25 protein-coding genes are annotated in these 26,093 nt (G+C 53.9%); 21 read left to right on the forward strand and 4 right to left on the reverse strand.

The features are described from left to right. Window positions 1–190 precede the first annotated feature (190 nt). Window positions 191–1,078, reverse strand: coding sequence for a LysR family transcriptional regulator (locus AC2FH2_RS16115; protein ID WP_496824376.1), 888 nt, complete (start codon window positions 1,076–1,078; stop codon window positions 191–193). 122 nt (window positions 1,079–1,200) lie between these two features. Between AC2FH2_RS16115 and cuyA the strand changes: the two genes are divergently transcribed. Both cuyA and cuyB read left to right on the forward strand, forming a co-directional pair. Continuing rightward, a complete protein-coding gene (cuyA, locus tag AC2FH2_RS16120; protein WP_496824378.1) occupies window positions 1,201–2,214 on the forward strand; it encodes a D-cysteate sulfo-lyase in 1,014 nt (337 codons plus the stop codon). Window positions 2,215–2,217: 3 nt separating this feature from the next. After that, entirely contained in the window at window positions 2,218–2,919 is a 702-nt protein-coding gene (gene cuyB / locus AC2FH2_RS16125) for a cysteate racemase (protein WP_496824380.1), read from the forward strand. 61 nt (window positions 2,920–2,980) lie between these two features. Here cuyB and AC2FH2_RS16130 read toward each other — a convergent pair whose 3' ends face one another. After that, window positions 2,981–3,880, reverse strand: coding sequence for a LysR family transcriptional regulator (locus AC2FH2_RS16130; RefSeq protein WP_281973759.1), 900 nt, complete (start codon window positions 3,878–3,880; stop codon window positions 2,981–2,983). A 253-nt stretch (window positions 3,881–4,133) separates the two neighbouring features. Here AC2FH2_RS16130 and AC2FH2_RS16135 point away from each other — a divergent pair, with 253 nt between their 5' ends. From AC2FH2_RS16135 to AC2FH2_RS16155, 5 genes are all read left to right on the forward strand, one after another. Beyond that, entirely contained in the window at window positions 4,134–5,099 is a 966-nt protein-coding gene (locus AC2FH2_RS16135; RefSeq protein ID WP_142639707.1) for an ABC transporter substrate-binding protein, read from the forward strand. 67 nt (window positions 5,100–5,166) lie between these two features. Further along, window positions 5,167–6,222: a quaternary amine ABC transporter ATP-binding protein gene (locus AC2FH2_RS16140; RefSeq protein WP_496824382.1), complete on the forward strand. Its 1,056-nt coding sequence runs from the start codon at window positions 5,167–5,169 to the stop codon at window positions 6,220–6,222. Continuing rightward, window positions 6,219–7,760 (forward strand): ABC transporter permease, encoded by a 1,542-nt coding sequence (locus tag AC2FH2_RS16145; RefSeq protein ID WP_282022304.1) that lies wholly within the window; start codon window positions 6,219–6,221, stop codon window positions 7,758–7,760. The genes AC2FH2_RS16140 and AC2FH2_RS16145 overlap by 4 nt, the downstream gene beginning before the upstream one ends. Further along, a complete protein-coding gene (locus tag AC2FH2_RS16150; protein WP_271952030.1) occupies window positions 7,757–8,476 on the forward strand; it encodes an alpha/beta fold hydrolase in 720 nt (239 codons plus the stop codon). The genes AC2FH2_RS16145 and AC2FH2_RS16150 overlap by 4 nt, the downstream gene beginning before the upstream one ends. 276 nt (window positions 8,477–8,752) lie before the next feature. Continuing rightward, window positions 8,753–9,019 (forward strand): hypothetical protein, encoded by a 267-nt coding sequence (locus AC2FH2_RS16155; RefSeq protein WP_496679022.1) that lies wholly within the window; start codon window positions 8,753–8,755, stop codon window positions 9,017–9,019. A gap of 218 nt (window positions 9,020–9,237) precedes the next feature. Here AC2FH2_RS16155 and AC2FH2_RS16160 read toward each other — a convergent pair whose 3' ends face one another. After that, window positions 9,238–10,542, reverse strand: coding sequence for a tetratricopeptide repeat protein (locus AC2FH2_RS16160; protein ID WP_496713872.1), 1,305 nt, complete (start codon window positions 10,540–10,542; stop codon window positions 9,238–9,240). A 135-nt stretch (window positions 10,543–10,677) separates the two neighbouring features. Between AC2FH2_RS16160 and AC2FH2_RS16165 the strand changes: the two genes are divergently transcribed. The 5 genes from AC2FH2_RS16165 (at window position 10,678) to AC2FH2_RS16185 (ending at window position 16,493) form a co-directional block, all read left to right on the forward strand. Then, window positions 10,678–10,956: a hypothetical protein gene (locus AC2FH2_RS16165; RefSeq protein WP_282027685.1), complete on the forward strand. Its 279-nt coding sequence runs from the start codon at window positions 10,678–10,680 to the stop codon at window positions 10,954–10,956. A gap of 1 nt (window position 10,957) precedes the next feature. After that, window positions 10,958–12,595 carry a sulfatase-like hydrolase/transferase gene (locus AC2FH2_RS16170; protein WP_142639693.1) on the forward strand — a complete coding sequence of 546 codons (1,638 nt, stop codon included), beginning with the start codon at window positions 10,958–10,960 and terminating at the stop codon, window positions 12,593–12,595. A gap of 102 nt (window positions 12,596–12,697) precedes the next feature. Continuing rightward, window positions 12,698–14,365 carry a sulfatase-like hydrolase/transferase gene (locus tag AC2FH2_RS16175; protein WP_142639690.1) on the forward strand — a complete coding sequence of 556 codons (1,668 nt, stop codon included), beginning with the start codon at window positions 12,698–12,700 and terminating at the stop codon, window positions 14,363–14,365. Between the two features lie 60 nt (window positions 14,366–14,425). Then, window positions 14,426–15,670 carry a DUF3179 domain-containing (seleno)protein gene (locus AC2FH2_RS16180; protein WP_496824386.1) on the forward strand — a complete coding sequence of 415 codons (1,245 nt, stop codon included), beginning with the start codon at window positions 14,426–14,428 and terminating at the stop codon, window positions 15,668–15,670. A gap of 70 nt (window positions 15,671–15,740) precedes the next feature. Next, entirely contained in the window at window positions 15,741–16,493 is a 753-nt protein-coding gene (locus tag AC2FH2_RS16185) for an outer membrane protein (protein WP_496690405.1), read from the forward strand. 597 nt (window positions 16,494–17,090) lie between these two features. On the opposite strand, the gene AC2FH2_RS16190 is transcribed toward AC2FH2_RS16185, so the two are convergent. Next, window positions 17,091–18,011: a LysR family transcriptional regulator gene (locus AC2FH2_RS16190; RefSeq protein ID WP_496824388.1), complete on the reverse strand. Its 921-nt coding sequence runs from the start codon at window positions 18,009–18,011 to the stop codon at window positions 17,091–17,093. A 100-nt stretch (window positions 18,012–18,111) separates the two neighbouring features. Between AC2FH2_RS16190 and AC2FH2_RS16195 the strand changes: the two genes are divergently transcribed. From AC2FH2_RS16195 to AC2FH2_RS16235, 9 genes are all read left to right on the forward strand, one after another. Continuing rightward, on the forward strand, window positions 18,112–19,071 hold the full coding sequence (locus tag AC2FH2_RS16195; RefSeq protein WP_496824390.1) for a tripartite tricarboxylate transporter substrate binding protein: 960 nt from the start codon (window positions 18,112–18,114) through the stop codon (window positions 19,069–19,071). 70 nt (window positions 19,072–19,141) lie between these two features. Then, window positions 19,142–19,609 carry a tripartite tricarboxylate transporter TctB family protein gene (locus AC2FH2_RS16200; RefSeq protein WP_496824392.1) on the forward strand — a complete coding sequence of 156 codons (468 nt, stop codon included), beginning with the start codon at window positions 19,142–19,144 and terminating at the stop codon, window positions 19,607–19,609. A gap of 6 nt (window positions 19,610–19,615) precedes the next feature. Beyond that, complete coding sequence (locus AC2FH2_RS16205) at window positions 19,616–21,130, forward strand: tripartite tricarboxylate transporter permease (protein ID WP_496824394.1); 1,515 nt, start codon at window positions 19,616–19,618, stop codon at window positions 21,128–21,130. Then, the gene (locus AC2FH2_RS16210) at window positions 21,123–22,229 is read left to right on the forward strand and encodes a lyase family protein (RefSeq protein WP_496824396.1); all 1,107 of its coding nucleotides are present in this window, start codon (window positions 21,123–21,125) and stop codon (window positions 22,227–22,229) included. Before AC2FH2_RS16205 ends, AC2FH2_RS16210 begins: the two co-directional genes overlap by 8 nt. A gap of 115 nt (window positions 22,230–22,344) precedes the next feature. Next, window positions 22,345–22,935 carry a TetR/AcrR family transcriptional regulator gene (locus AC2FH2_RS16215; RefSeq protein ID WP_271952836.1) on the forward strand — a complete coding sequence of 197 codons (591 nt, stop codon included), beginning with the start codon at window positions 22,345–22,347 and terminating at the stop codon, window positions 22,933–22,935. Continuing rightward, entirely contained in the window at window positions 22,932–23,195 is a 264-nt protein-coding gene (locus AC2FH2_RS16220; protein ID WP_496824399.1) for a hypothetical protein, read from the forward strand. Before AC2FH2_RS16215 ends, AC2FH2_RS16220 begins: the two co-directional genes overlap by 4 nt. Before the next feature lie 9 nt (window positions 23,196–23,204). Continuing rightward, window positions 23,205–24,368: an aromatic ring-hydroxylating oxygenase subunit alpha gene (locus tag AC2FH2_RS16225; RefSeq protein ID WP_496824401.1), complete on the forward strand. Its 1,164-nt coding sequence runs from the start codon at window positions 23,205–23,207 to the stop codon at window positions 24,366–24,368. Window positions 24,369–24,452: 84 nt separating this feature from the next. Continuing rightward, window positions 24,453–24,938, forward strand: a complete 486-nt coding sequence (locus tag AC2FH2_RS16230) for a hypothetical protein (RefSeq protein ID WP_271952831.1) — start codon at window positions 24,453–24,455, stop codon at window positions 24,936–24,938. A gap of 7 nt (window positions 24,939–24,945) precedes the next feature. Next, window positions 24,946–26,004, forward strand: a complete 1,059-nt coding sequence (locus AC2FH2_RS16235) for a 2Fe-2S iron-sulfur cluster-binding protein (protein ID WP_496824403.1) — start codon at window positions 24,946–24,948, stop codon at window positions 26,002–26,004. Window positions 26,005–26,093: the final 89 nt, after the last annotated feature.

Consider the following 26,093-nt stretch of genomic DNA (forward strand, 5'->3'; position numbering starts at 1 on the left):
CAGCTGGGCACGTTCGAGAGACGACTGCTGCCAGGATCAGGTGCTTAGGATGTAGCAGTTTTTTGCGATAACGAAGCGTTTTGCGTGTGGGCTTTGTTTTTTTCGGTCTGGCGAAGGGTGTGTAAGGGAAAATCAAGCCCTTCTGATTAGGGGCGGCTTGCCATTTGGGATAGAGGGTGCTGCGGGAAAACTAGAAACTGAAAATGTCTTCAAGTTGTTTCCATATTTGCTCTGCATGATCTGGCTGAGATTCTGCCAAGCGGACCATCCTGATTGCCAGAAGCTGTGTGGGCAGCACATCGTCAATGCACACAAGCGCGCCCTCAGAAAGGTGGGTCGCCACTAGAGAGTGGGGCAACCACGCGATGCCGATTTCATTCAAGGCGTATTGTAGTATGGCCAACGTAAGTGCGGTTTCAGCTCTGGGTACTGCGGTTTTACCTTCAGGTAATCGCGGCGCAATCATCCTGGAATAGACCTGCCCGAGAAAGACTTCGGGCGGGTAGCTGATTGTAGGAATTACGTCTTCCGTCACTTGCGTGCGCACAGTGGGCGCACAGACCGGAATCAAAGTATCCATCCCGAGCGTTTTGGTTTCAAACGCGTTAGCGGGTTCTTGAATACTGTCATCGGGCACCGCATACATGATGGCAAAATCAACTTCTTTTGAAATCAGATGCATCAGGCACTCGTCTTGATTTCCTGACCGCACGCGAACCGAGATTTCGCCACCTTCAGTTAAAACACGAACAATTTCGGGCGAAATTGTCGTGGTGAGCGCGTGTTGGCAAACAAAAGACAGCGATTTGCCTGTCTGATCACTCGCTGTCTTTAAGGTGTGTCGAAGCCTCTGCAGCCGGGTGCTGAGTTCACGTAATTCAAATTCCAGTTCCCGCACGCCTGGCATCAAAGAGACTGGCTTGCGGCGGCGATCAAACAGCGTTGCGCCGATGTTGTCTTCGATAAGCCGCACCCGCCGAGTAAACGCAGATTGCGTCAGCAATCGCTTTTCAGCGGCGCGGGCGAGAGAGCCGCTATCAAGCACGGCCAATATATCATCGATCCACTCAAGACGCATGGCGGATCGATAGTGCAGTTCGTGACAACATGCAATTCCTGCAATTTATGTACCGAAATTCGAATTAGGAATGTGCTTCAGCGCGCAGTAAGTTGACAAAAGCAAATATTAGGAACCACGACATGCACCTTGCCCGTTTTCCCCGCCTGCATCTTGCACATCTTCCAACACCGCTTGAACCCATGACTCGATTGTCAAAAGAGCTGGGGGTCGAAATATGGATCAAACGCGATGATTGCACTGGTATGTCGACCGGTGGCAACAAGACCCGCAAGCTTGAATTCCTAATGGCTGAGGCCGAGGCGCAGGGTGCCGACATGGTGATGACCCAAGGGGCCACGCAAACCAACCACGGTCGGCAGACGGCTGCATTTGCCGCCAAGCTGGGGCTTGCCTGTCACATCCTTTTGGAGGATCGCACCGGTTACCAAAATGGAAACTACAATACGAACGGTAACGTCCTTCTAGAACATTTGCATGGCGCAACTACCGAGAAGTTTCCCGGCGGCCACGACATGCCGGGTGAGATGGAAAAAGCAGCCGAAAAGAAGCGCGCGGAAGGGCACAATGTCTATGTCATTCCTGGCGGCGGATCGAACCCGACCGGCGCACTTGGCTATGTTAACGCGGCCTTCGAACTGTTGGCACAAGCAAATAACAGTGGTTTGCAAATTGACAGATTGGTGCATGCAACCGGTTCTTCAGGAACGCAGGCCGGATTGGTGACGGGCATGTGTGCTATGAATGCGCAGGTGCCCGTTCTGGGCATCGGCACAAGGGCGCCTCAGCCCAAGCAAGAACAGATGGTTTTTGACCTCGCCTGCAAAACCGCTGAAAAACTGGGCTGTGCTGGTGTAGTCAAGCGCGAAGACGTGAAGGCCAATACTGACTATGTCGGCGAGGGCTATGGCCTGCCGACCAAAAGCGGCATTGAGGCGATCCGGATGTTTGCAGAGCTCGAAGGTATCCTTCTCGACCCGTGCTATTCGGCCAAGGGCGCAGCCGGTCTGATTGATCTTGCGCGCAAGGGTGAGTTCAACGGCGAACGGATTGTTTTCCTGCACACCGGGGGGGCGGCAGCTCTTGGCGGATATGATTTTGCCTTTGATCATCAAAACCGCTGGGTGACTGTCTAGGCCATGACACTGCGCCCGGTCGGAATTCTTGGCGGTATGGGCCCCGAGGCAACCATCCTCCTCCAGCGCAAGCTGGTGGGGGCGGTACCCTCAACCGATGACCAGGATCACATCCCTTTGTTGATCGATATGAACCCGCAGGTGCCGTCGCGGATCAGTCATTTGATCGAGGGCGTCGGCGAGGATCCAGGGCCGACGCTTGCAGCGATGGCGCGTCGCCTTGAGGATGCCGGAGCCTTGGCGCTGGCGATGCCGTGCAACACCGCCCATTACTATGCCAAAGCGATTACCGACGCCGTGGACATCCCCTTGCTGAACGTGGTCGAACTGACGGCTGATCATGCCGCTGGAAGGCTTGGATCAGGGGGATGTGTCGGGATGCTTGCCTCGCCTGCCGTACGACATACGCAGCTATTCGAGACAGCGTTGCACAGGCGCGGGCTGTCGGTGGTTTGGTCCGCAGGTGATGAAAAGATGCTTGCAGCGATCCGGAAAATTAAGACGGACGGTCCGTGCGAAGAGGCGCGCGAAACACTAAGAGTTGCCTCGAAAGAACTTGTTGCCGCAGGGGCCGACCTGCAGCTTGTGGCTTGCTCAGAATTCTCGCTCATCGCTGATAGTGTTGCGGCCGAGGTCAATGCCATTGATACGATTGACCTGCTTGTCCAGGCGATTGTCGAATTTTCCCACGCAGGGCAAGTTTAGGCGATTAAATAAGTGCGCCACAGCGTTCGGAGGCAATCTGCAAGTCAACAGATACCTTTGTTCATAATTGGTCCCAAAGCTGTTGCGCTGTCTGATCAAAGGTCGCCGGATTGGCAAATGCGGAAATCGTCAAGGTGGCACACCACGCGTCATCGCCGATTGGCACCAGCAATCCTGCGTCCAGCTCTGGCGAAATCGCGGTTTCGGGCATCCAGGCAAAGCCGCTTCCGGTAATCAGGCGTCTCTTGATTGTCTCAACCAGACTATCAACATAAATCGTCTCGGCGTTCAGGGGTTTGCGGTCTATGGTATTTTCTACAACCATGCCTAAAAACGAAGAACGATCATATGCCAGATAGGGGATGGGTGGGCCATCCTGCTCTGCGAGACTCCAACCCATGGCACGCGCTGAATCAGCTGTAGCCACTGGCACCAGACGATCCTTTAACAGGTCTTTTCGCTCAAATGCGGTTTCATCAATCATCGGTGAAACCGAGTGGTGATTGTAACACAAGAGAATGTCCACTGCGCCCTCGACCAACAGGTCACAGCAGGTGCTTAGGGAATCGGACAATACTCGAGTGCGCAGATCGGGAATTTGCATCTGCAACTCTTCGATGCGACTTGCCAAAAAATTAACCGCGATCGTGTGGAGGACCGAAAACCGGATGAAACGGCTATCCCCACGATCGGCATCCCGCAGCGATTGACGGGATTCTGACAGTTGTGAGATCGCCGCTAAAGCGACCGGCAAGAATTGTTGACCTGCTTCTGTCAATTGAACAGGATAGGTGGCGCGATTGACCAGAGGCAGCCCGACCCAGCTCTCCAACGCTTTGATTCTACGACTGAATGCGGATTGTGTGATGTTGCGTTCATCGGAGGCTCGGGTGAAGTTCAGTGTCCGGGCGAGGCATTCAAAGTCGCGCAGCCAGTTCAAATCCAATGTGTGTACCTGCATTTCCAAGGAAGCATTGGTCGAGCATACTCAAAACTATGCATTGCGGGAATAGTTTGATGAAATGTTCGAATTGGCCCTCAGAAAACCTCATGCTCTAGACTTTAAGCTAGGGCCTGGCGGTTTGTCCCCCTTTTCCCCTTCTGTCCGAAGTCGCAGCCCGAGACGACTTTGTACGACACCGCCGAGCGATGGGAATGAGATTGACTAAAAAAACGACGCCAAAATACGGCGCAATTCAACAGAGGAGACTATCATGAGAAACAAGCTAAAGGCATTTGGTATGGCAGCGGCGGTAGGTATCTATGCGATGCCCGCATTCGCGGCGGAAGAGGTTAAAATCGGTGTGCCGTCTTGGACCGGGGCGCAGGCAATCGCTCATCTTCTGGGTGCCGTTGTTGAAACGCGCATCGGCGGGACGGTTGAATATGTGCCCGGTAACAATGCAACCATCTTTCAAGCCATGGATCAGGGCAAAGGTGACATCGACGTGCATCCAGATGTGTGGCTGCCCAATCAGGAGAGCTTTACCAAGAAATATGTCGACGAGGCCGGTACGGTAACATTGTCCTCGAACCCCTACGAAGGCAATCAGGGTTTTTGCGTCAGCAAGGACTTTGGTGAGGCTAACAATATCACCGACATAGCTGATCTGGGCCGCCCTGATGTCGCCGCCCTGATGGACAGCGATGGCAACGGCAAGGGTGAGATGTGGATTGGCGCCCCCGGCTGGGCTTCGGCCAATGTGAACGAGGTGAAAACGCGCGACTACGGTCTGCTTGATTTCATCGAGCCCGTGCGTGCAGAAGAAAGCGTGAAGACCGCGCGTATCAAAGACAGCATCGCCAAAGGCGAGGGCTATGCCTTCTATTGCTACAAGCCACACGCGGTCTGGTACATGTTCGACGTTCAAATGCTGAGCGAGCCGACGTTCGACCCGGCAAAATACGTGATGGTGCAGCCATCGGACGATCCGGATTGGTATAGCAAATCCAGTGTTGCCACCAAAGACGCCCTGAAGAACGTCCAGATCGCATGGTCCAATACGTTGCCAGACCGCTCACCTGCGATTGCTGATTTCTTCGCGAATTTCGCATTGACTGCAGATGATGTCAGCGGTTTCGCCTATGAGATCAGCGGCAAAGGTCGCGATCCGGCAGAGGTTGCCCGCGAATGGGTCGAAGCGAACCCGGATCGCGTCGACGCTTGGCTGGGTCTCTGATCCCACTTCCAGAAACAGGGTGGCGGCATCTGCTGGCGCCACCCAAAAGCAGATCTCTGGAGGACCTATGAGCGACGACACCGTTATCGAAATTTCGAATGTCTGGAAAATTTTCGGAGGCAGGCCCGAAGTGGCGCTGCGGGCGATCCGCGACCGTGGGTTGGACAAGTCCCAAGTGCTGGCCGAATACAACTGTGTTGTCGGCGTCGCTGATGTCAGCCTGTCGGTAAACCGGGGTGAGATTTTTTGCATCATGGGTCTGTCAGGCAGCGGTAAATCCACCCTGGTTCGCCATTTCAACCGATTGCTGGAGCCGACAGCTGGTAAGATCGAAATCGAAGGCACTGATGTCATGGCCTTGGGGCCAAAAGAGCTTCAGCAGTTTCGCAACAACAAAATCGGTATGGTGTTTCAGAACTTTGCGCTGATGCCGCATCGGTCGGTGTTGGATAACGTGGCAATGCCACTGGAAATCCGACAGGTCAGCAAGAATGAACGCATGCGTCAGGCTGCTGCTATTCTCGATATTGTCGAACTGGGCGCCTGGGGGTCAAAGTTCGCACACGAGCTGTCCGGTGGCATGCAACAACGTGTGGGTCTGGCCCGCGCCTTGGCCGCCAACCCCGACGTGCTTTTGATGGATGAACCGTTTTCGGCCCTTGATCCGCTGATCCGGCGACAATTGCAGGATGAATTCATCCGGCTGAGCAAGATTCTCAAGAAGACTACGATCTTCATTACCCATGACCTTGATGAAGCCGTCCGCATCGGCAATCGGATCGCCATCATGCGGGACGGCAAGGTGGTGCAGATCGGGACAGCCGAAGACATCGTGATGAACCCCGCTGATGACTATGTGGCTGATTTCGTTGCGGGTATTTCACGCCTCAAAGTTGTGCGCGCCCATGCGGTCATGCGGCCAATTCCAGAACATATTGCGGCCCATGGGCGGCTATCGGCGGATGCCCCGCGCGTGAATGAAGACGAAAATCTGAGCACGCTGATCAATCTGGCGATCGACAACAGCAGCGCAATCCTTGTGGAGGACGGCGGCGTGGATGTTGGCGTCATAACCCGTGCCGATCTGTTGCGCACCGTGATCGAAGGGACCGAAGTGTCATGAGCATTTCTGATGTGAACCCGCTGGAAGATACCGAAAGCGAAGCGGCCCTTGCCTATGCCGAAGAGCGGCGTGAAAACATTCGCACATTTGTGCGCACCAGCCCTGACTACTACATCCGTAATTTCGACAAGATTGGTGCATCGTCCCGCTTTACACCAACTTTCAATCTGATGGCCGGATTGTTTGGTCCGGTCTGGTTCGGTGCGCGAGGTCTGTGGTCATGGGCGTTACCATTTCTGATCCTCGAAACTATAGCCTTTGTGCAGATTGCGCGAGGGTTGTTCGGCGATCTGGCAGCCGAGGCAATGGAGCGTATTGCATCGATTGAAGGGACGCTTGAACTGCGCCGTCAGCAATTGGCGGCGGCTATCGAAAACAACTCGGACAAGATCGATGTCTATCAGCGAACGGTGGACTCGCTTGAAGAAAACATAGGAGGTATCCGTGCCGAGGCCGAAGCGATGGCAGCTGAAGGTCCTTACATCATTCTAACCGGCCTGATCATACTGATCATCGTCAAATTCATACAGTCACAGGTGGCGAACTGGGCGCTTGAGGCGCGTTTCTCGGAGTGGCTATCGGATCGTTCGATCCGTTCGGCCATGCCGGTGTCGCAGATCGTGTTCAGCGCAATCTTCATGGCGTTGATCGTCGCCGCGGCAATGTTGCATTACAGCTTCCCAGGGCGCTTTTCACTGCTTAGCCATTTTCCGACAGACCCAAACATCCGCCTGACCAGTATCACTTGGGTAGAAGATTTCATCGCCTGGTGCGTACGCAACAGCGAGACCTTCTTTGATGGGCTGACATTCGGCATCCGCACTCTGTTGGATGCGCTAGAGGTCATACTGGTTCAGACGCCATGGATCGTGATTGCGAGCTTGATTATTTTGCTGACCTGGCTGACAGCGGGCATCAGCACGGCGATCTATTCGGGCGCATTTCTGGCCTATATGGGCCTGCTGGGTTTCTGGGAAGGTGCCATGACGACGCTGGCCTTGTTGGGGACAGCGGCGTGTCTCTCGATTGTTATCGGAATTCCGCTCGGCATGTTTGCTGCCCGTCGCCCACGGTTCTATGCGTTTATCCAGCCGATCATGGATTTTATGCAAACCATGCCAGCCTTCGTGTTCATGGTGCCTGTGATTGCGTTCTTCGGCGTTGGAAAGCCAGCGGCGGTTGTGGTCACGATGATTTTTGGCGGCACACCGGTGGTACGATTGACCGTTCTTGGTCTGCGTGGTGTACCAGAAAGCGTGCGCGAAGCAGCTATTAGTTTCGGTGCCAATAAGTGGTACTTGCTCACTAAGGTAGATCTTCCATTAGCAAGCCCATCGATCCGCGCGGGGATCAACCAGACGATTATGTTGTCGCTGGCGATGGTCGTCGTGGCCTCGCTTATTGGCGCCAAGGGGCTGGGTGAGGACGTGCTGGAAGCATTGCAATATGCCAATGTGGGCCAAGGCATCCTCGCCGGGTTTGCGATCCTTTTCTGCGCCATGATCCTTGATCGCATTGTACAGGGTGGGCGCAAATGACACCTGTCGTATTCGTCCATGGATTTTTGGGCGGCAGTCGACAATGGTTAGGGCAAGTCGAAGCCCTGGCCGGTTTCAACGTCGTAGCCTTGGACTTACCGGGATTTGGTGAGAATGCGCATCTCGAGGCCCCTACCAGTATTGCTGGATTTGCCGAGTGGGCGCTGTGCGAATTAACCGGGCGGGGAATTGAGCGATTTATCCTGATCGGCCATTCAATGGGCGGGATGATCGTCCAAGAAATGGTTACCCGCGCACCCGAACGTATCGACCGGTTGGTGCTTTACGGCACCGGAACGATTGGCATTTTACCCGGCCGGTTTGAGACGATCGACACTTCAAAGCGCCGGGCCAATACAGAAGGACCAAGAGCCACGGCCAGACGTATTGCGGCAACCTGGTTTCTTGATCGGGGAAAAGCTGCGGCCTATGAGGACTGTGCTATGATTGCAGAACAATGCAGCCTGCAAACCATGCTAATTGGGCTCGACGCAATGGAAAGTTGGAGCGGCGCCAAACATTTGGCGGATATCATGACCCGTACGTTGGTGATTTGGGGTGACCGGGATCGGACCTATCCATGGAGCCAAACCGAACAATTGTGGCAATCAATTCCCGACGCCAACCTCGCCGTGATACCTGGATGTGCTCACGCGACGCATTTAGAGAAGCCGGGGCTCTTTAATTCGATACTGCGAGATTTTTGTACCGCCTGACAGCTTGTCTGCAGCCAAAATGTTAGAACGACCGCTGTCGTGACCAATTCCGGTCTTTCCCGGATAGTGTAGATATTGCTGCGAATGGGTATGCACTGGCAGCAAACGCCGGTTTGCAACGCTGTATTTCAGTAATCCGCTCGGTTGTAGAATGTCTCTTATGGGCCGTTCTGCCACGATGCTAGTTCTGCGAAACTGGCAGATGCCGCGCCGCATCTGAGGTCAGCTCTGAGCCCAAAGTCACGAATGCTGAGCTTTGCGCATCGGACAGCTCCCATGCCTACGACCCCGGAACTCACCGCCTATATTGCGGCAGGCGGGCAGTTGAGCGGCATCTGCGGAAATATAGATGGCGACAGCGCACCAGTGACCGTTGATTGCGAAGCTTGCCGCATCAGCAACACGTCCGTTCTGATTCAAGACAGTCGTCCACGCTTCGTACAGACCACAGCAACGCGAACTTTCGAATTTATCGCCAAGCGCGTTGCCGAGCGCAATGATCTCGATCCCGCGCGTTTGACCCGCGACCTGCCTCACGCCTGATTTCATTACCTTCTATTGAAATCAAAGATGCCCGTATCCCGCTGGATGCGGCGCGATTGTGCTTGGAGGCCACTAAATGACTATTACCGATACACCTGTGCTGTCCGAGGGCGGCGCAAACAAACTCTACTTCGCGGCATGGCGCTGGCATTTTTACGCTGGTCTTTATGTCATTCCAATCTAAGCAAATTGATTGTGACACATCCTACTGCGTAGAATCAGGGCCTGACGGTTCCTGACCAACCCGCAGCCTTCATTGCACTGATCAGCTCTTGAACTGGCTGCGGGTCTACAAACACTCGAGCCTTCAGTGCTTCGAGAGGGAAGCTTGGCCAAGTGTCCGAAAATACTTTTGCAAGCCGCTGTGCCTCTGCTTGTTCTCCGTTCCTCCAGTGGGCTGCCATAAGGTAAGCTGCGGAAATTGGTCCGAACGGCCCACCACGCGATATTGTTTCATCAAACGTCCTGATTGCGGCAGCATAGTCTCCCGTATGGAACTGAGCCGCACCCAATGCATTGTCAAATACAAGTCCCCCTCCTTGTGAGGCCAGGACTCTATATCGCGCTGATTGAGACAAAACTCGTTCAAAATCAGATGTATAAAGGGAAATCAAGGCATCGAATTCAGCAACATGTGAATCATCGGGTGCCAAACCTACGGCCCGTTGGGATAATCGAACTGCGCTATCGTAATTGCCCACCCCAAATTCAAACCAGGCTCGCGCTGAAAGCGGCCATGCTGCATCCGGAGCCAATTCCAAAGCATAAGCACTATTCTTGTCGGCCGCGTGCAAAAACTCATCAGAACCGGGATCGCCAGATTTCATGATGGCGAACATGGTTTCGACCTGAGAAGCGCCAGCATACCCCCCGTAATAAAACGGATCTCGTTCAGTTGCTGTTTGAAATATCAACAACGCTGGTTGAAGGCCTGCCAAATCTGTAACCGGAAAAATCAGATCCCGGCCTGCGTTGCTTAGGTTCATTGCTTCGACGCGGGCTGGCGACACGTCGTAGATCGCAGCTTTGCCAGTTATTGGAGCAACAGATTGCGAACCGCGGCCGATCAGAACACCGACTAGAATACCGGCTACTAGAAGTGAAAGCGAGATAACGGCTGCGTAAGCCTGCCGCCTTCCGCGTAATGGTTGGCTGCGTCGATTGGAGCCTGGCAAAAACTCGGGTGCGTAACTCCCGACAGGCAATGAGATTACCAATTCGTCAGCAATCCCCTTACTTTCATAATAAGCTTGGAGTTTTCGCCGAACACGTCCCGCATCCACGCGTACGACGCCTTCGCGTTTCAATAGCTCATCCGCGTCGTATCCATAAACATCCATCGCAATGGTTTTGGCGCGTATCTGTTCGGAACGACCCTCGAGCGATTCCATCACAACATAAGACAGAAAAGACCGCATGCGGGCGGACCCTTTGAATTCATCTGACTTCTGAACCCTATCCAACGCATCGCGCACCTGCTCGGCCGAGAACTGTTGAATGTCATTCTGTTCCTGATCGTCCATGCTGACGGTCAAAGAACTATCCTTTCGCAATAAGGGTTTGTCGCCATGGTGCTACGGTAGCATGCGGCTTTATACGTTCAATACATTTTCTGTTGGGTGCATGCTTGGCAAACGAATGCCTGAAGGGCGCTGCCAATGACGGATGATGAGTTCTTTGAATCCCAATTTCCCGAAGCGGGTCGCCTGCTGCGGGACCTGCGGGCAAAAGACCAAGAGTTTGATCGAATTTGCCGCGACTACAAAGAGGTCTTCGCCGAACTGGCGGTGCCGCCAAGGTCGCAGTCTGTTCTTCAGATGCGCTATCTCGCCGATCTGGCAGAAAGCCTTTCGGACCTGCGCAGCAGTATTGACGGACGGCTGCAGGCGCATGGCCTTGATTCGGAATCGGTACGGAACAAAGATTTGGAGGTTTGACATGAGACTTAGATACATTTTGCCTGCGTTGTTGATTGGTGCCGGCTCCGCGCTTGCTCAGGAAACCCCGATTGTTCATGACGGCGAGTTCGAATTCCTTCGCGCGCAGTTTGGTGAGGCATGGGATGCGCAAGACGTTGAAGTCGACGCAAAGCTGACCGAAATTCGTGCGGCCAATGGCGGCAAACCTCCTAATTTCCTCTACATCTTGATCGATGATGTAAGCTTTGGTCAGATGGGTGACCGCAAGATGAATTACGTCATGGGGATCGAGACACCCAGCATCAATCAGTTGGCTACCGAAGGCATGTCGCTGATGCGCATGTATACCGAACCCTCTTGTACTCCCACACGTACCGCCATGCTGACAGGGCGCCACCCGATACGCGCCGGTGTCGAAGAGGTCAAAGTGGCTTTGGTCGGAGAAGGTCTTCCGACCAGCGAAGTGACACTGCCGGAGATACTGAAACAAGTCGGCTACAATACGGCGCATATCGGCAAATGGCACCAAGGTGACATTGAGCAATCGTACCCACACAATCAAGGATTCGATTGGGCCGCATTTCCACTACACCAGCAAGTGCAGCTGAGCCTCATGATCCCCGAGGCAATGAGGTCCAACGCCATGCTCGGTTACGTGCCCGAGGGGCAGAACAATCAGTTCCTGCTGGATGAGCGCTTCAAGCCATATGGTCTTGTCACCGGTGTCGAGGCCGAAGCCGGTGGGCCCGCCCTGGAAGTAGACATGTCAGCCGGTGAGGTTTGGACGCAGGCCAAATATGAAGAGATGAACGAACGATATCAACGGCAGGCGCTGGAGCAACTCGAACGTGTAGCCTCCGAGGATGCGCCGTTCTTCTTGCAATACTGGCCGCTGTACCCGTTGAACTTCGTCTACCCGGATCAGGCAATTTCACGAAATGGCGGGTTTCATGCTGACAAGCTGCAACTGCTTGATGGATGGATTGGAGATCTCTTGGCCAAGCTTGAAGAAACCGGCACGGCGGACAACACAATTGTTGTTCTGATGGCAGATAATGGTCTGATGTATCATTATGAAGGCTCATCCGGCCTGAACCAACTAATCTATCGCGGAGGCAAAACTCAGCATCTTGAAGGCGGAGTAAGAACCGATGCGTTCATTCGCTGGCCCGGTGTGATCGAACCCAACACTGCAGCTGGCGACATCGTTCATGTTTCAGATATCTTCACCACAATGGCGCGAATTGCCGGAGCCACCGCCTTTATCCCAAGGGACCGAGTGATAGACGGCATTGACCAGACGGCGTTACTGTTGAACGGCGAGGGGAACGGTCGGCGCGACTATGTCTATGTCTACGAAGGCCCTGTCTTGCGCTCGGTCGTTAAACAAGAATTCAAGATGCACCTTCCTGCCCCTGGTCAACCCGGCGCGGCTGCTCCAACCTATAACATCTATCGGGACCCTCGTGAGGAACACCCGTTGGTTGGCTACTCGCTTTGGGCCGGTGCATCTTTTCAGGATATGATAAAGCGCCACCAGAAGATGATCGCCAAATATCCACATTCAGAGATCGGCAAAGGTACCCCCTATGAGGGCATCGAAAACCTGCGTCCGGAAACTGAACTGACCCGTGATGTATTCATGAGCTGGCAGTGACGTCGCAAATTTAAATAAATATCTGAATATAACGATGTTACAATTGGTTAACGCATCAAAGATCAAACACCGAAGCTCGGCTTCAAACCTGGGGGAGACGGAATGAAACTACAATGGCTTCTGGTTTTTTGTGCAGGCGTTACGGCACCACCTTTGCAAGCGCAGGAAGACCCAATTCAACACGATGCCGAATTCTATATTCTGCAGGCACAACATGCAGAACAATGGGCACAGGATGATACCGCTGTTGATGATGCTCTGGCCGCTTTTCGTGACGGTAACAATGGGCAGCCCCCAAACATAGTCAGCGTTCTGATCGACGATATGGGCTTCGGCGACATGGGCATCCCCGAGCTAAACGCTGTGCGAGGTTATGAAACGCCGAATATCAACGACTTTTCCGATCAGGCGATGCGAATGGTGCGCATGTATACTGAACCTTCGTGCACGCCGACCCGCGTGGCACAAATGACCGGGCGGTTGCCCGTACGCATGGGTATGGGCGACACAACGGTGGACATTGCCGGGTTTGGCTTACCGGAAAACGAGGTCACCTTGGCCGAAATTCTGAAACAGGCGGGTTATGCGACCAGCCATGTCGGCAAATGGCACATGGGCGATATCGCAGAAAGCTGGGCGATGAATCAGGGTTTTGACTATGCCCAGCACGCCATCCACCAACAGGGCCAGCTGACGATCTTCAATGATGATGCGATCAAAGAACAGGTCTCGGTCGCGATCCGTGACTATGACGACAAATATACGCTGGACGGCTGGTTCCGGCCGGACTCTGCCGCGATGATGACAGTCATCGAAGGGGAAACCGGCGGGCCCATCCGCGAAATTCGCATGGAAACCGGCGAACGCTGGAACGCTGCGAAGTACGATGAGATGAACCAGGGGTTTCAGGACAAGACGATGGAAGAATTGGATCGCCTAGCAAGTGGTGAAGACCCGTTTTTCTTACAATACTGGCCGATGATCCCGCTGGACAACACCCGTGCCGGGCGGTCGGGGCCAGAGAGCGTTAATGGTGGCCTGTATGTGGACAAAATGCAGTTGCTCGATCAGTGGTTGGGCGACTTGTTCGCGCGGCTGGAAGAGTTGGGCTTGACGGAAAACACTGTGGTTGTGGTCATGGGTGACAATGGCCATTTCACCAAATACGCGCCGCAATCCGGGTTCACCCCGCTGATCTATGCTGGCGGCAAAGGTGACACGACTGAAGGCGGTATACGAGTTGACGCCTTCATTCGCTGGCCCGGTATGATCGAGGCTGACGGGTTGCTTAACAGCATCATCCATGTCTCGGACCTCTATACCACTTTGTCGCGCTTTGCCGGAGCAGATCAGTATATTCCGCGGGATCGCCTTGTAGATGGGGTGGACCAGTCGGCCGCCTTGTTGTTCACCGATGAATCCAAATCTCGCCGCGATCACGTCATCGTCTATTCGGTGAACAAGCCCGAGGCGGTCGTGAAAGACCAGCTAAAGCTGAAACTGCCGGGACCAGGCGAAAGCGCCATTCTTGCAAAGTTCTTTGATCTCTATCGGGACACGCGCGAAGAATACTCGGTCTCGACCGAGGTTGGCGCCTGGGGAGGGCAGGAATTCGCACGGATTTTGGGCCGCCACATGGCCCGCAAAGAAAAATTCCCCGATACCGCGCCCGCCTATGGCGTGCCCTATGAAGGGATCGAGAACATCCGCCCCGAAACCCAACAGGCAGTTGAGGCTTTCATGATCAAGCGCGCGTCGCCACAGAAGTAAGCCTAATCCTTCGCAATAAACCTGTGAAGGACTGTGTTAATCAAGGTCGAGGGTCACAGCATGATTGGTAGCATAATATTCGCCCTGGGATTGATTGTGTCTTTCGGCATCGGCTTTGTCTATTTTCGCGATCTGGGCGACGTCTCTCAAATGTTGCTGAAGGTAAAGCGCGAGAATATGGTGCGCTTTATCCGCAATGAATATCGCCTGATCGGTATCGGACTTGGCGGGTTCGCAGCGGCAACACTTGCGCATTTCCTTTTGGGCGGTGGCCCTTTCTGGCTTTGGCTCATAGCGGCTGTGCTTACTCTTCTTCTTTATGGGTTTCCCTACGTTTGGGTGCATTTGGGTCTAAGGAACCAGCTCAATGACGCACAGTACTTTCCAATTAAAGAAGCCCGCAAATATGTCGGACCAACTGCGCCCGTCATTGTCATCGAAAACAACGGCCAAGCCCGCGCGCACCCGGATGCGCAGATTATGCGCCCTCATCTGGCCGGGAATGTAGATGGCTTGGGTGGCGAAGACGTGGTCATGACCTATTGCGCTATGGCCAATCTGGGTCAGGGTTACATTCCGCGAATAGAAGGACGACGGTTGAATCTCGAGGTTTTGGCCCAGCATGGCAATAACCTAATCCTGCGCGATAACGACATGGGCGAGCCGATCCAGCACATCTATGGTTTCCGCGAGGCGGACCGCGACCCTAACTCCGACGGTCCTGCCTGCCCCCTTCGACCCGAAGCGCAAATGGAGCCCTGGCCAACCTTTCGAATGACGTTCCGCGGGTTTCAGAAGGCCTATCCTGACGGTGAGGTATTTCTGAACAAGCCATCCCCGAACCCATTTTTGCGCCTGCTGGATATGATGACCGAGATCACGTTTGGCTGGGGCATCGGACGCCAGCATCAGGAAGACGCGCCCGTGATGGACAACATGGATCGTTCGGACGATCGGTTACCAAATAAAACCTACGTTTGGGGAATTACGATCGGTAAGGATGCGGTTTGCTGGACTGATGATTTCATCGTCGAGAACGAGTGGATCGTGAATTCCAATGTCGGCGGACGAGATGTCGTGGTCAGCTTGGATCCAAAGTATGAAAGCCTAGGCGTTTGGTACAACGACTTTGGTCAACCTGTGAGCCATTGCGATTTTTGGGGCCATTCAGATCAGGGTCAGCTAAAACGTGTCGAAACCCTGCGCGCAGGCGCATTCTGGCATGTCTGGTCCGAGTTCTTCCCGAACACAGATATTAATCGTGTCGGCAGCGGTTCCATGGCAACCGAAGGAGCTGTAGAATGAGGCCCATGGCTAAACAACCACAAACCAAAGACCATTTATTCAAACTTGATTGTTTGACGGGAGGGACAGAATGACTTCGTCAATTTGGGTGAAAAGCTGCGCTTGCGGAGTAGCTTTTTTTGCATCTTTGGCCACAGTGGCTTCGGCTCAACAATCCGATTGGTCATATGAGGCCACAATCTACCTGTTCATGCCGGAAACAGAGACTACATTGGACACACCTTTGGGCACTCTGGACGGTACTCTCAGCTTTTCGGATGCGTTGGAAAACCTCGATTTTGCCTTTATGAGTGCGTTCTCGGCCACCAACGGACGTTGGCTGATACTTGCAGATTACAACTACACAGACTTATCTTTCAGCAACAGCGCTCCTGGACCTGTCGGCTCGGGTCTGGAGACATCATTTACCACACAATACCTAAGTGGCTATGTTGGCTACAGAGTGTATGAAGCGCCAACTATCACCGTTGACGTCGCCGGGGGTTTCCGGTGGTTCAGCACTGAAACGGAATTTACCCTTCTACCCGGCGCGGCACCGGGGCGCACAACAACAGCAGATGATAGCTGGACCGACCCTGTCATCGGCGCCAGAGCACGGGTACAGTTCTCGGATAAGTGGTCGGGCTCCGGTTTTGTCGACTACGGAGGCTTCCGCAGCGACAGTGAAACCTGGCAGATTCTGCTGACGGCAGATTACGCAATCAACGACAGGTGGCTGATCCGCGGTGGCTATCGCTATATCTCATTCGATCATGAAATCAACGGCAACGATTTTACATTTGATCAGTCGGGGCCTGTGCTAGGCGCGACTTATCGGTTCTAAAATTCTTTGTTGGCGAACCCGAGACAAGGTTGTGATGTTACGAACGTCGTTTGATTGGCGCGATTCAATTGTAAAAAGGTTTAGAGAATCAAATTCGCATGTGCCCTCAGATTTGTTTTCGTGCCTGGCCCCAGATCTTGACCCCCGGCATCGATAGCTGGCTGGAGTTTGTTGTAGCCATAGAAATCTAGCAATGAATGAGACAAGTCTGAGGTAGCGATTCCACTGTCGACCGCGGAGTGAGAATTCACCTAGACTAGCTTTCGCAATCGCAGCGAATGTCTGAAATGCGGGCTGCTAACGCAGTATTTCAAAGGGCTGATGGATGTCGGCTATGGGCCGTTCAAATTGATGGCGAGTGGTTCTTGAACCGAAATGCTGCGCTGCACCCAAGGTCTTGAAAGAGCCCACACCTACCAATGCTGCGCGCGCCACAAATGGGGGATAAGTTCACTAAGCTCCCATTGTCAATCAAACGAACAAACCTTGGTCGCCCTTCTCGACACTGCGATGTGGATCATTTCTGCAACTGCGTCAGCGTAGAGCCTGACGCATTCAAGGGCGATTGAACCCCGAGCATCTGATCATCGAATGGTCCTAATCCATGGCCACTTCCAACGTTGGGCTTTGACCCGCCAAGTCCCTAACCACATCGCGCAAAACTGTTTCAAAGCGGCAAAGAGCTTCAGTTCTGTCCTGCGAGACGGGGTACAACAACCCGAATGTCATCCATTTTTCGGGAACAACCGGCACCAGGATCAAGTTTTCGAGACCAAACTGAGCTGAGACCAATTCATCTGCGATAGTTATACCTGCCCCTTCTGCAACAAGTGAACACGCCAGTTGGGAAGACGCAACTTCGCAAGACTGGCCAGGAGAAACGCCAGCAGAATGAAAGATGTCATCCAGTTGATCTCGCAGTAACAACCCCTGCATCAAACGGATGATAGGTTCATTCACAAGCTCAGTCGCTGAGAGTTCCTGTCGTTTGGCAAGTTTGTGATCTGCAGGCAGGATCGCCTGTGCCCGAACTCTCAATAACGGTTGTGTGCGAATTCCCGGATGTTCAACGGGCAATGCTCCAATACCGATGTCGTATTCGCGCCCTGCTAACCACTTTCCGGCTTCGCGCCGTGCCCGGACATCCAGGCTGATGTTGATGTCAGGATGTTCTTTGAAAAACCTCGCTACTGAGCGGGCCGATAAGGTTTGCGCTATTCTGGGCATCGTGACGATGCGCAGTGATTCCGTTCGCCCAGCACGAATTTCCGCCGCGATCCTGGGCACTTCATCCAGATTTTCCAGAATTCGACCTGCCTCGCGGTAGAATGCGAACCCTTCTGGCGTAGGGGTAAGGTTGCGGCCGCTTCGATCAAATAATGTAAGCCTTAGTTCTGCTTCCAATCCCGATATCAATCGGCTGACAGCGGGTTGGCTCAGGTGCAATATTTCCGAGGCGGCAATCAGAGAGCCTTCGGACAACGTGATACTGAATGCGCGCAAAGCTTTGATGTTCATTCACCCAGTCTTTCGTTTTTTGCAAGAGTAGATGTTATCTTTGCATTTTTATCAACACCCAAACTTAGATAGTTTAGGGTCGAGCTTATGGGAGGACCCGATGAAACGCAGAACACTACTTAACGCGGCCATTGCCGCCGTTGCCGTAGCGACAACAGCCACAGCCAGCTTTGCTGCCGACTGGCCCAAGCGCCCCATCAACCTCATCGTGCCGTACAAGGCCGGTGGTGGTACAGATGCTTATGCACGTGCCATCTCGGCGGCAGCCGAGGGCATATTGGACGTACCAGTTGTAGTCGTGAACAAGCCCGGTTCGGGCGGTCTGAACGGCGCCAACTCGGTCGTCGGTGCGCGTCCGGATGGATACACGATGATGATGACGTCGGGTGGGTCGTTCCTTTTGTCGACCATGACGCGGGACACCGACATTGACGCATTGGAAAGTTTCAATTTTGTCGCTCAGGTCGGTAAGTTGCAGACATCGCTGATGGTGCCAAAGGACAGCCCATTCCAAAGCGTGCAAGACGTGATCGACGCGGCAAAGGCTGATCCAGGATCGCTTCGTTGGGCGCATTCGGGACGCGGCGGGTTTCACCATGTTGGCGGCCTGGGCTTTCTGGCCAACAACGGCATCGAGGCACAGGATGTACCATTCAAAGGTGGTGGTCCGACCCGTGCAGCACTAATTGGCGAACAAGCTGATTTCGGTTTCCTTGGCGTGCAGCAATTGGCTGGTTTTGAGGATCAACTGCGCGCGCTGGCGGTCAACAGTCAGGACCGCGACGGGATTATGTCGGACGTGCCATCATTTGGTGAACTAGGGATACCCTTCGCTGCCGTATCGTCCCCGGTGATTGTATTCGCACCAAAAGACACGCCGCCCGAGGTGGTTGCGGCCATGGAAGACGCACTGGAACAGATCGCAGCGAAACCTGAGTTTGCCGAACTTCTGGCCTCACGCGGAACCGGCCCGGTCTATCAAAACGGCGCAGATGCCAAGGCAACACTTTCGGCGATGAAAGAAGACGCCGCGCCTTTGGTGGATAGCCTGACGAACTGAGACTGACAGGATCAGGTGGCGATATCGCCACCCGATCTCTCTCAACGACCAATGTGTGACGGAGGGAATTATGCGTGCTTATGCCGAAGGGCTTGTTCTGGCAGCCATTTCATGTGTTGCCATCTGGAGTGCCTGGCAAGTGCCAGCGGCCTCGCCCGGTGATACATGGGCTGGCATTGTGCCTATTGCTGCAGCTGTTGCGCTGCTTGCTCTGTCCGGATTCCTGATCATCGGGGCCACACGTCAGAACGCAGGTGAAGCACAAGGCGAACCCGACAATGGGGCCACGCTTGAGATCATCGGCCTTTTCATCATTGCGCTGATCTATCAGCAATCTTTCCGCTGGTTCGGATATCTTGTTCCGACCGCGATTGTTGCTCCGCTTGTTCTCTATATTTTTTGCGTCCGTAGTCGGATCGGATTGGCGCTGTCAGTCATTCTGTGCCCGCTGGTCTTTCACATCATCTTCTTCGTGCTGCTCGGCGTATTCCCACCCTATGGCGAGGTCTTTGATCTGCTGAACTGGATACAGGGGTAACAAATTATGGAAATCTTTCCTGCTCTTCTTTCGGTGATCACTGACCCGATGCTGCTTTTTGCGATCGTATTGGCGGCGTTTGTTGGCATGATCGTGGGTGCGACCCCCGGATTGACCGCATCAGCCGCCATCGCAATGCTGTTGCCGATCACTTTCTATATGTCGCCCCTTTTCGCCTTGGCGTTTCTTTACGTGATCGGCAAATCCGGGCGCTATGGTGGGTCTATCGCGGCCATTCTGTTCAACACTCCGGGCACCGCCGCCAGTGCTGCCACACAGATCGATGGCTATCCATTGGCGCGCGCTGGCAAGGCGGGAAAGGCGATGAAGGTTGCCACCATCTCGTCGATTATTGGCGACCTGATGGGCGATATCCTGTTGGTCATCGGTGTAGGGTTCATTGCGTCCATCGCATTGAAACTGGGTCCGCCAGAGACCTTCGCAATCTACTTTGCCGCCTTCGTTGTGATCGGATCGGTGATCGGAAAATCCATAGTCAAAGGATTGGCCTCGGCCCTGATGGGAATTCTGGTCGCCATGGTTGGACTTGACCCGATTTCGAGCGAGGAACGCTACACCTTTGGCTCCTTCGACTTGTCCAATGGCATCGGACTGGTTCCCCTGATGATCGGCGTCTTTGTTCTAGGCGAAGTATTTGCCCAATTGGAAGAACGTCGGAAAACCCATGGTGAGACTAAAGAGAACGACAGCACGCAAGACGGCAATGATCTGACCTGGGAGGAATACAAACCCTGCCTGCCGCACGCCTTGCGTGGTGGCTTTATCGGGGCAGGTATCGGCGTCCTGCCGGGGCTGGGCTCAGCGATTGCCGCTTTCATATCCTACGGTGAAGGGAAGCGCCGGGCGAAGAACCCCGAGCAATGGGGCAAGGGCGCATTGGAAGGTGTCGCAGCACCCGAAGCAGCAAACAATGCGGTTTCCGGCCCATCTATGGCTCCCCTGTTGACGTTGGGCATTCCGGGATCGACCATTGGCGCCATCCTTCTGGGTGTGTTCCTGATCCATGGCATTCAGGTTGGACCAACACTTTTCCTGACCGATAAGGAATTGGTCTATAAGCTGTTCGCTTGCGGCATGCTGGGGATCATTGCGTATGGCGTGATCGGCTATTTCGGAGCGACGCAAGTGGCTCGGTTGATCCTGAAAATTCCAACAAACGTCCTCTATCCGATGATCTTCATGACCGCCTTTGTCGCCGCCTATTCTGCACGCGGGTCGATGTTCGACGTGACCGTGATGACCGTGGCGGGGTTTGTTGGTTGGTTGATGCGAAAGCACGAATTTAATATCGCCGCCTTTGTCATCTCATTTGTGCTGGCAAAAGGCGCCGAAGAGAGCTTTCGCCAATCGCTGTTGATGTCGGATGGGGGGGCACTGATTTTTGTCGAGCGCCCAATCGCGCTGGCTTTCATAATCATCGGCGCGGGTGCGATCGCCTTCCGCGTCCGGGGTATCCTGAAAGACCGAAAGCTGACGCAGGGAGGGCTGGGTGATGCTTGATTTCGGTCTTTATCGCGACTGTTTCTCGACCCTCGACATGCGGGTTATCTGGTCAGAACACAGTACGATCTCAGCCTGGCTGAAGGTTGAGCAAACTTTGGCTCGATGTCAGGCGGATGCGGGTCTTATTCCCAGCGATGCAGCCCGTGCGATTGAGGCTTTGTCGCCGCAGATGCTCGACAAGGACCAAATGCAGGCGGACATGTTGATTGTGGGTCGACCTATTGTTGGGCTTATTCAACAGATGCGTAAAGCGCTTGGCGATCATGCGAATTACTTTCACTTCCGTGCAACGACGCAAGACATCATGGACACGGCTCTTGCAATGCAAATGAAGATCGGACTCGCAGAGGTCGGTCTGGACTTGCAGCGGCTCCTTACATTGCTGGATCAGCAGATCGTTCATCATGGGGGCACGATGATGATGGGGCGCACCAACGGCCAGCACGCCGTTCCGATGTGCTTCGCCACCAAACTGCAGGTCTGGAAATCTGAGCTGGTGCGTCGACAGAACGCAATCGATGACGCTGCGTTGCGAGGGGTGAATGTTCAAATCGGAGGACCAGTTGGGGATCTGAGAGCCTATGACAATGATGATGGGTCACAGATCAAACGTGCTGTTGCACATGCGTTGGGACTGGGCGTCATCGACCCGCACTGGCAAAATGCGAGGGATGGAATAGCGGACATCGTGACAGCGCTTGGTGCACTGTGTGCAACCATTTGCAAAATCTCACATAACGTGAATTTGTTGTCCTCAACCGACATTGCCGAAATCGCGGAAACTCATGAAACGGGTCGGGGTGCCTCATCTGCAATGGCGCATAAGCAGAACCAACGGGCGTCAGAATTTGGCGAGGCTGTCGGAAGACTGGGACGTCAACGCGCCGAGCAGATTGGTGAATTGACTTTGCACCAGCATGAGCGTTCCGGCGGTGTGTGGATTGGTGAGTGGATTGTGGTGCCAGAGGTTTTTCTTTTGACATCCGGGGCCGTCCATTGGGCCGAAAAACTATTTGGCAAACTTGAAGTCGACACCGATTCAATGCGGCGAAAGCTACCGGAAGCGACAACAAACACTGAAACCTTAGTGCATTGAAGTAACCTCTCGGGGTTGTGGGCGCACCGGCTCTTGCAGAGATTTATTAATTGTCATTATTGACAATATACTTTGAATAGTTATTTGTCAGATGTGACAATAAACGAGAGAAGCGATGCCCCGTCCCAGTCTTAAAGACCAGCGATCAGAACAGATTCTTGATGCATATCTCACATGTGTGTCCCGTTTCGGATTGGAGGGGGCTACCCAAGAGCGCGTCGCGACTGAGGCAGGTGTCAAACGACCCATCCTGCGTCATTATTTGGGCAACAAGGACGAGATGACCGGGGCCCTTATAAGCCATGTCGTAGACAGGTTTGCGCAGGCGACAACCGCCCTTCGGGACGCGTTGGAACCAACGGGCACAACAGCTGATCTGATCGATCTGCTGTTTGATAAATCTGTCCCTAATGATCCGCGCGTAATGCTGGCCTACCAGTCGCTTGTCACATCCGTCGCCAATCATCCGTCAATGCGACAACCCCTTGTCGACAGCTTGGAGCAGTTCTTTGAGGTGATTGAAGTCGTGTTGAAACGCGCCTTTCCGAACGCCCCTCCTGCCCAGATCCGTGCCGTTTCGCAGGGGATTTCCGCAACATATGTGAACCTGGATTCGCTGACCCCGCTAAATCCGCCCGAGGTCTGGCGCGAAGAGCTGAAACAGGCTGCAACGATCCTTGCCGCCAGTTTGGAGCCGAACGTATGAGCACCCGACGCCTTGTCAATCATATGGCATTACCAGTTATTTTGGTTGCGGCTGTGCTGGGGCTCTACTGGGTTTGGGGCCTGCTGTTTCTGTGGTGGATGGTGCCATCAGTTATGACCGGCCAGACCGCACTTGTATTTGATATATCGCGCGAACACGATCCGATCCTTTTCTGGGCGGTAGCTATCTTTTGGGCTGTGTTCGGCCTGATGATGATCGCGGCCAGCCTATTTCCGACCTACGCCATCTGGCTTGTTTAAGAGGTTGCCATGACCCAAATGTACCACCGCCTTCCAGTTGACGCCTATACGTCGCAAGACTGGTTCGACCGCGAGCAAAGGCAGATCTTCTCGCGCACTTGGCGCTATGCCGGGTTGGCCGAAGACGTGCCAGGGCCCGGTCATTTTGTGTCGGTTCAGGCGGGGCTTAACAACATCTTTATCGTGATGGGGCGCGATCACCGTTTGCGGGCGTTTCATAACATCTGCCGTCACCGTGGCACGCAATTGATCCGGGCCGTTGGGAAAACACAAAAGGCGCTGACGTGCCCCTATCATGACTGGACATACGACCTGGAGGGCAACCTGATTTCTGTTCCGGATGAGGCAAAGGAATACCCCAATGGTGTCGACAAATCCTGCCTCAGCCTCAAACCCGCCAGTGTGGATATCTGGCGCGGTATGCTCTTTGTGCATCCTGATCCGAATCCGCCAAGCCTTGCTGAATGGTTTGGTGCGGTTGATCCGCTGTTGGGGCCACACAAGCCGGAAGACCTGATGGAATATTCCGATGCGCGGCAAAGCTATGAGATCAAGGCCAACTGGAAGATCGTGGTTGAAAACTATATCGACGTCTATCACCTGAGCCATCTTCATTCGAATACGCTGCACATGTATGATCATGCGCGGGCGGAATACGGCTGGAAAGGTCCGCACTATCACTTCTGGGAACCGCCAGCGCCAGATTATGCCAAGGATTTGGAGAAAAACCTGCCTACACCACGGGCAATACCAGAACCCCATATTGGGGCCTGGGTGCCAATGCTGTTTCCCGGTATCGGGCTTGGCGCGGGCGAGGATAGCTGGAACATTTTCATTATCACGCCCTTGGGTCCTGATCTGACGCGCGTGGAAAACCGCACCAAACTGGCGAATGCCTCAGGGTGGGAATTTCAGAAACAGGAATGGAGCAGTTGGAGTTTCTGGAAGGATTTCGGCGGCCCAAAATATCCTGACAGCGACGCAATCGGCGAAGATGATCCTATGGCGTCAGGTGATTTCACAGCCGAAGATATTTACGCCTGTGAGCAACAGCAAAAGTCTTTGACCAGCCCGTTTTTTGAAGTCGGTCCTGCCGCCAACGGAGAAAGCCCGGTTGTCAGACACCAACAAGCAATCCTGGACTTCCTTGCGACACAAGAAGCCGAAACTTAGCCAGATGCCTTGGGTCAATATCGGATCACTCCTTCAATTGCCCGGTCGTACACTTCCATCCACTCCGCCAAATTTGGAAAGTAAATGAAACGCATTATTGCAACCTTGATCGGTACGATCCTGGCAACCGGACTGGTCTTGGCCAACCCGTCAGACGAACCCAAGGACCTGGCGGCGCGCTATCTCAATGCTACAGATGAGGCAGCGATCGCCGCAACGTGGAAAGACTGGCACCCGAAGGCAGTACATACTGTCACAATCAAATTCGGGCTTGGACAGCCAGATGAGACGTTTTCCTATCCGGTGGCCGATTGGGAAACACTTCCTGATTGGCATCAGGATACCACATTGGCCGACGCGATGCAGGGATACAGGGAAACAAGGCGCGGTGCGCCCACGTTTTCCTCGGAATCCACCGAGGGCGGCACGCGTGTCATCGCCAAGACCAGTATTGATTACATCTGGGACGACACAACTGGAACGATGAACCAGACGGATAGGTTTTTCATCGTCTCCCAAGCTGGTCGGCTGGCAATCCGAGCTCTCGACACCACGTTTGATTATCGTTGAGGAAACCATGAACCCAGATTTCTTTTCCCTGAAAATTTCTGAAATCCGGCCTGAGATCAACGGCAAAGCCACAAGCGTGACCTTTGATCTACCGACCAGTCTGGCAGAAACCTTTTGCTGGCAAGCCGGTCAGCATGTCACTCTTCGATTCCACCTCAACGAGAAAGAGCAACGCCGCAGCTACACCATTTCCAACCCGCCGGGTGCCCTTTTGCGCATCACGGTAAAACGGGTGGCCGGTGGGCTGGTGTCCAATCATATCGGAGACCATCTAAAGCCCGGCGATACGGTCGATGTCATGCCGCCATTCGGTCAATTTTCCCTGACGCCGGACCCGTTGAAGCGCCGCACCCACTATTTCTTTGGCGCAGGCAGTGGCATCACGCCGCTTTTTGCAATGATCAACTCTGTCCTCGAAAAAGAACCTCATTCAGTGGCTCATCTGATTTATGGCAACGCCGATGGCGAAAGCATCATCTTTGGCGAAGAATTAGACATATTGAAAACTGATCATGTCGTCCGGTTCACATTGCGCCATGTCCTGTCTGCACCCTTGCTGTGGAGTTGGTCCAGCTCGTGGCGAAAAGGTCGCGTGGATGCAGATGCCATAAAAGCCGCCGTGAAGGAAACCCCACCTGTGGCGCAAGATGTCCACTACTGGATTTGCGGACCCGGAGCTATGAATGCGGACGTGAGCAACGCGCTGATGGCACTGGACGTACCTGCGAGCCGAATTCATATGGAAAGCTTCGGCGGGGCTACAGTCACAGCCTCCAGTGTGACGGGTATCGCCGCCAATGCACAAGTTGAACTGGGCGGGGCGACACACGAGGTTCCTGTTGCCGTAGATCAAACGCTACTGAATGCAATATTGTCGGCGGGCTTAACACCACCTTTCAGTTGCCAGTCCGGAGTATGCGGCGCCTGCAAAGCGCGTCTAACAAAAGGTCAGGTCCATATGCATGCTCGAATGGCCCTTGAAGACAGCGATGTCACCCGAGGAGATATTTTAACCTGCCAGAGTATCGCTACCTCAGATAAACTGAGCATTAGCTTCGACAATTAGAGGCGCGGTTCTAGGGTCAGGACTCATAGCCAATAGATGACGAGAGCTGCGATGGCGATTGCTGAGAGGAAGACCTTCGGGCACCTGTC

It is taken from the genome of Ruegeria sp. YTSA105 (genome assembly GCF_059610225.1).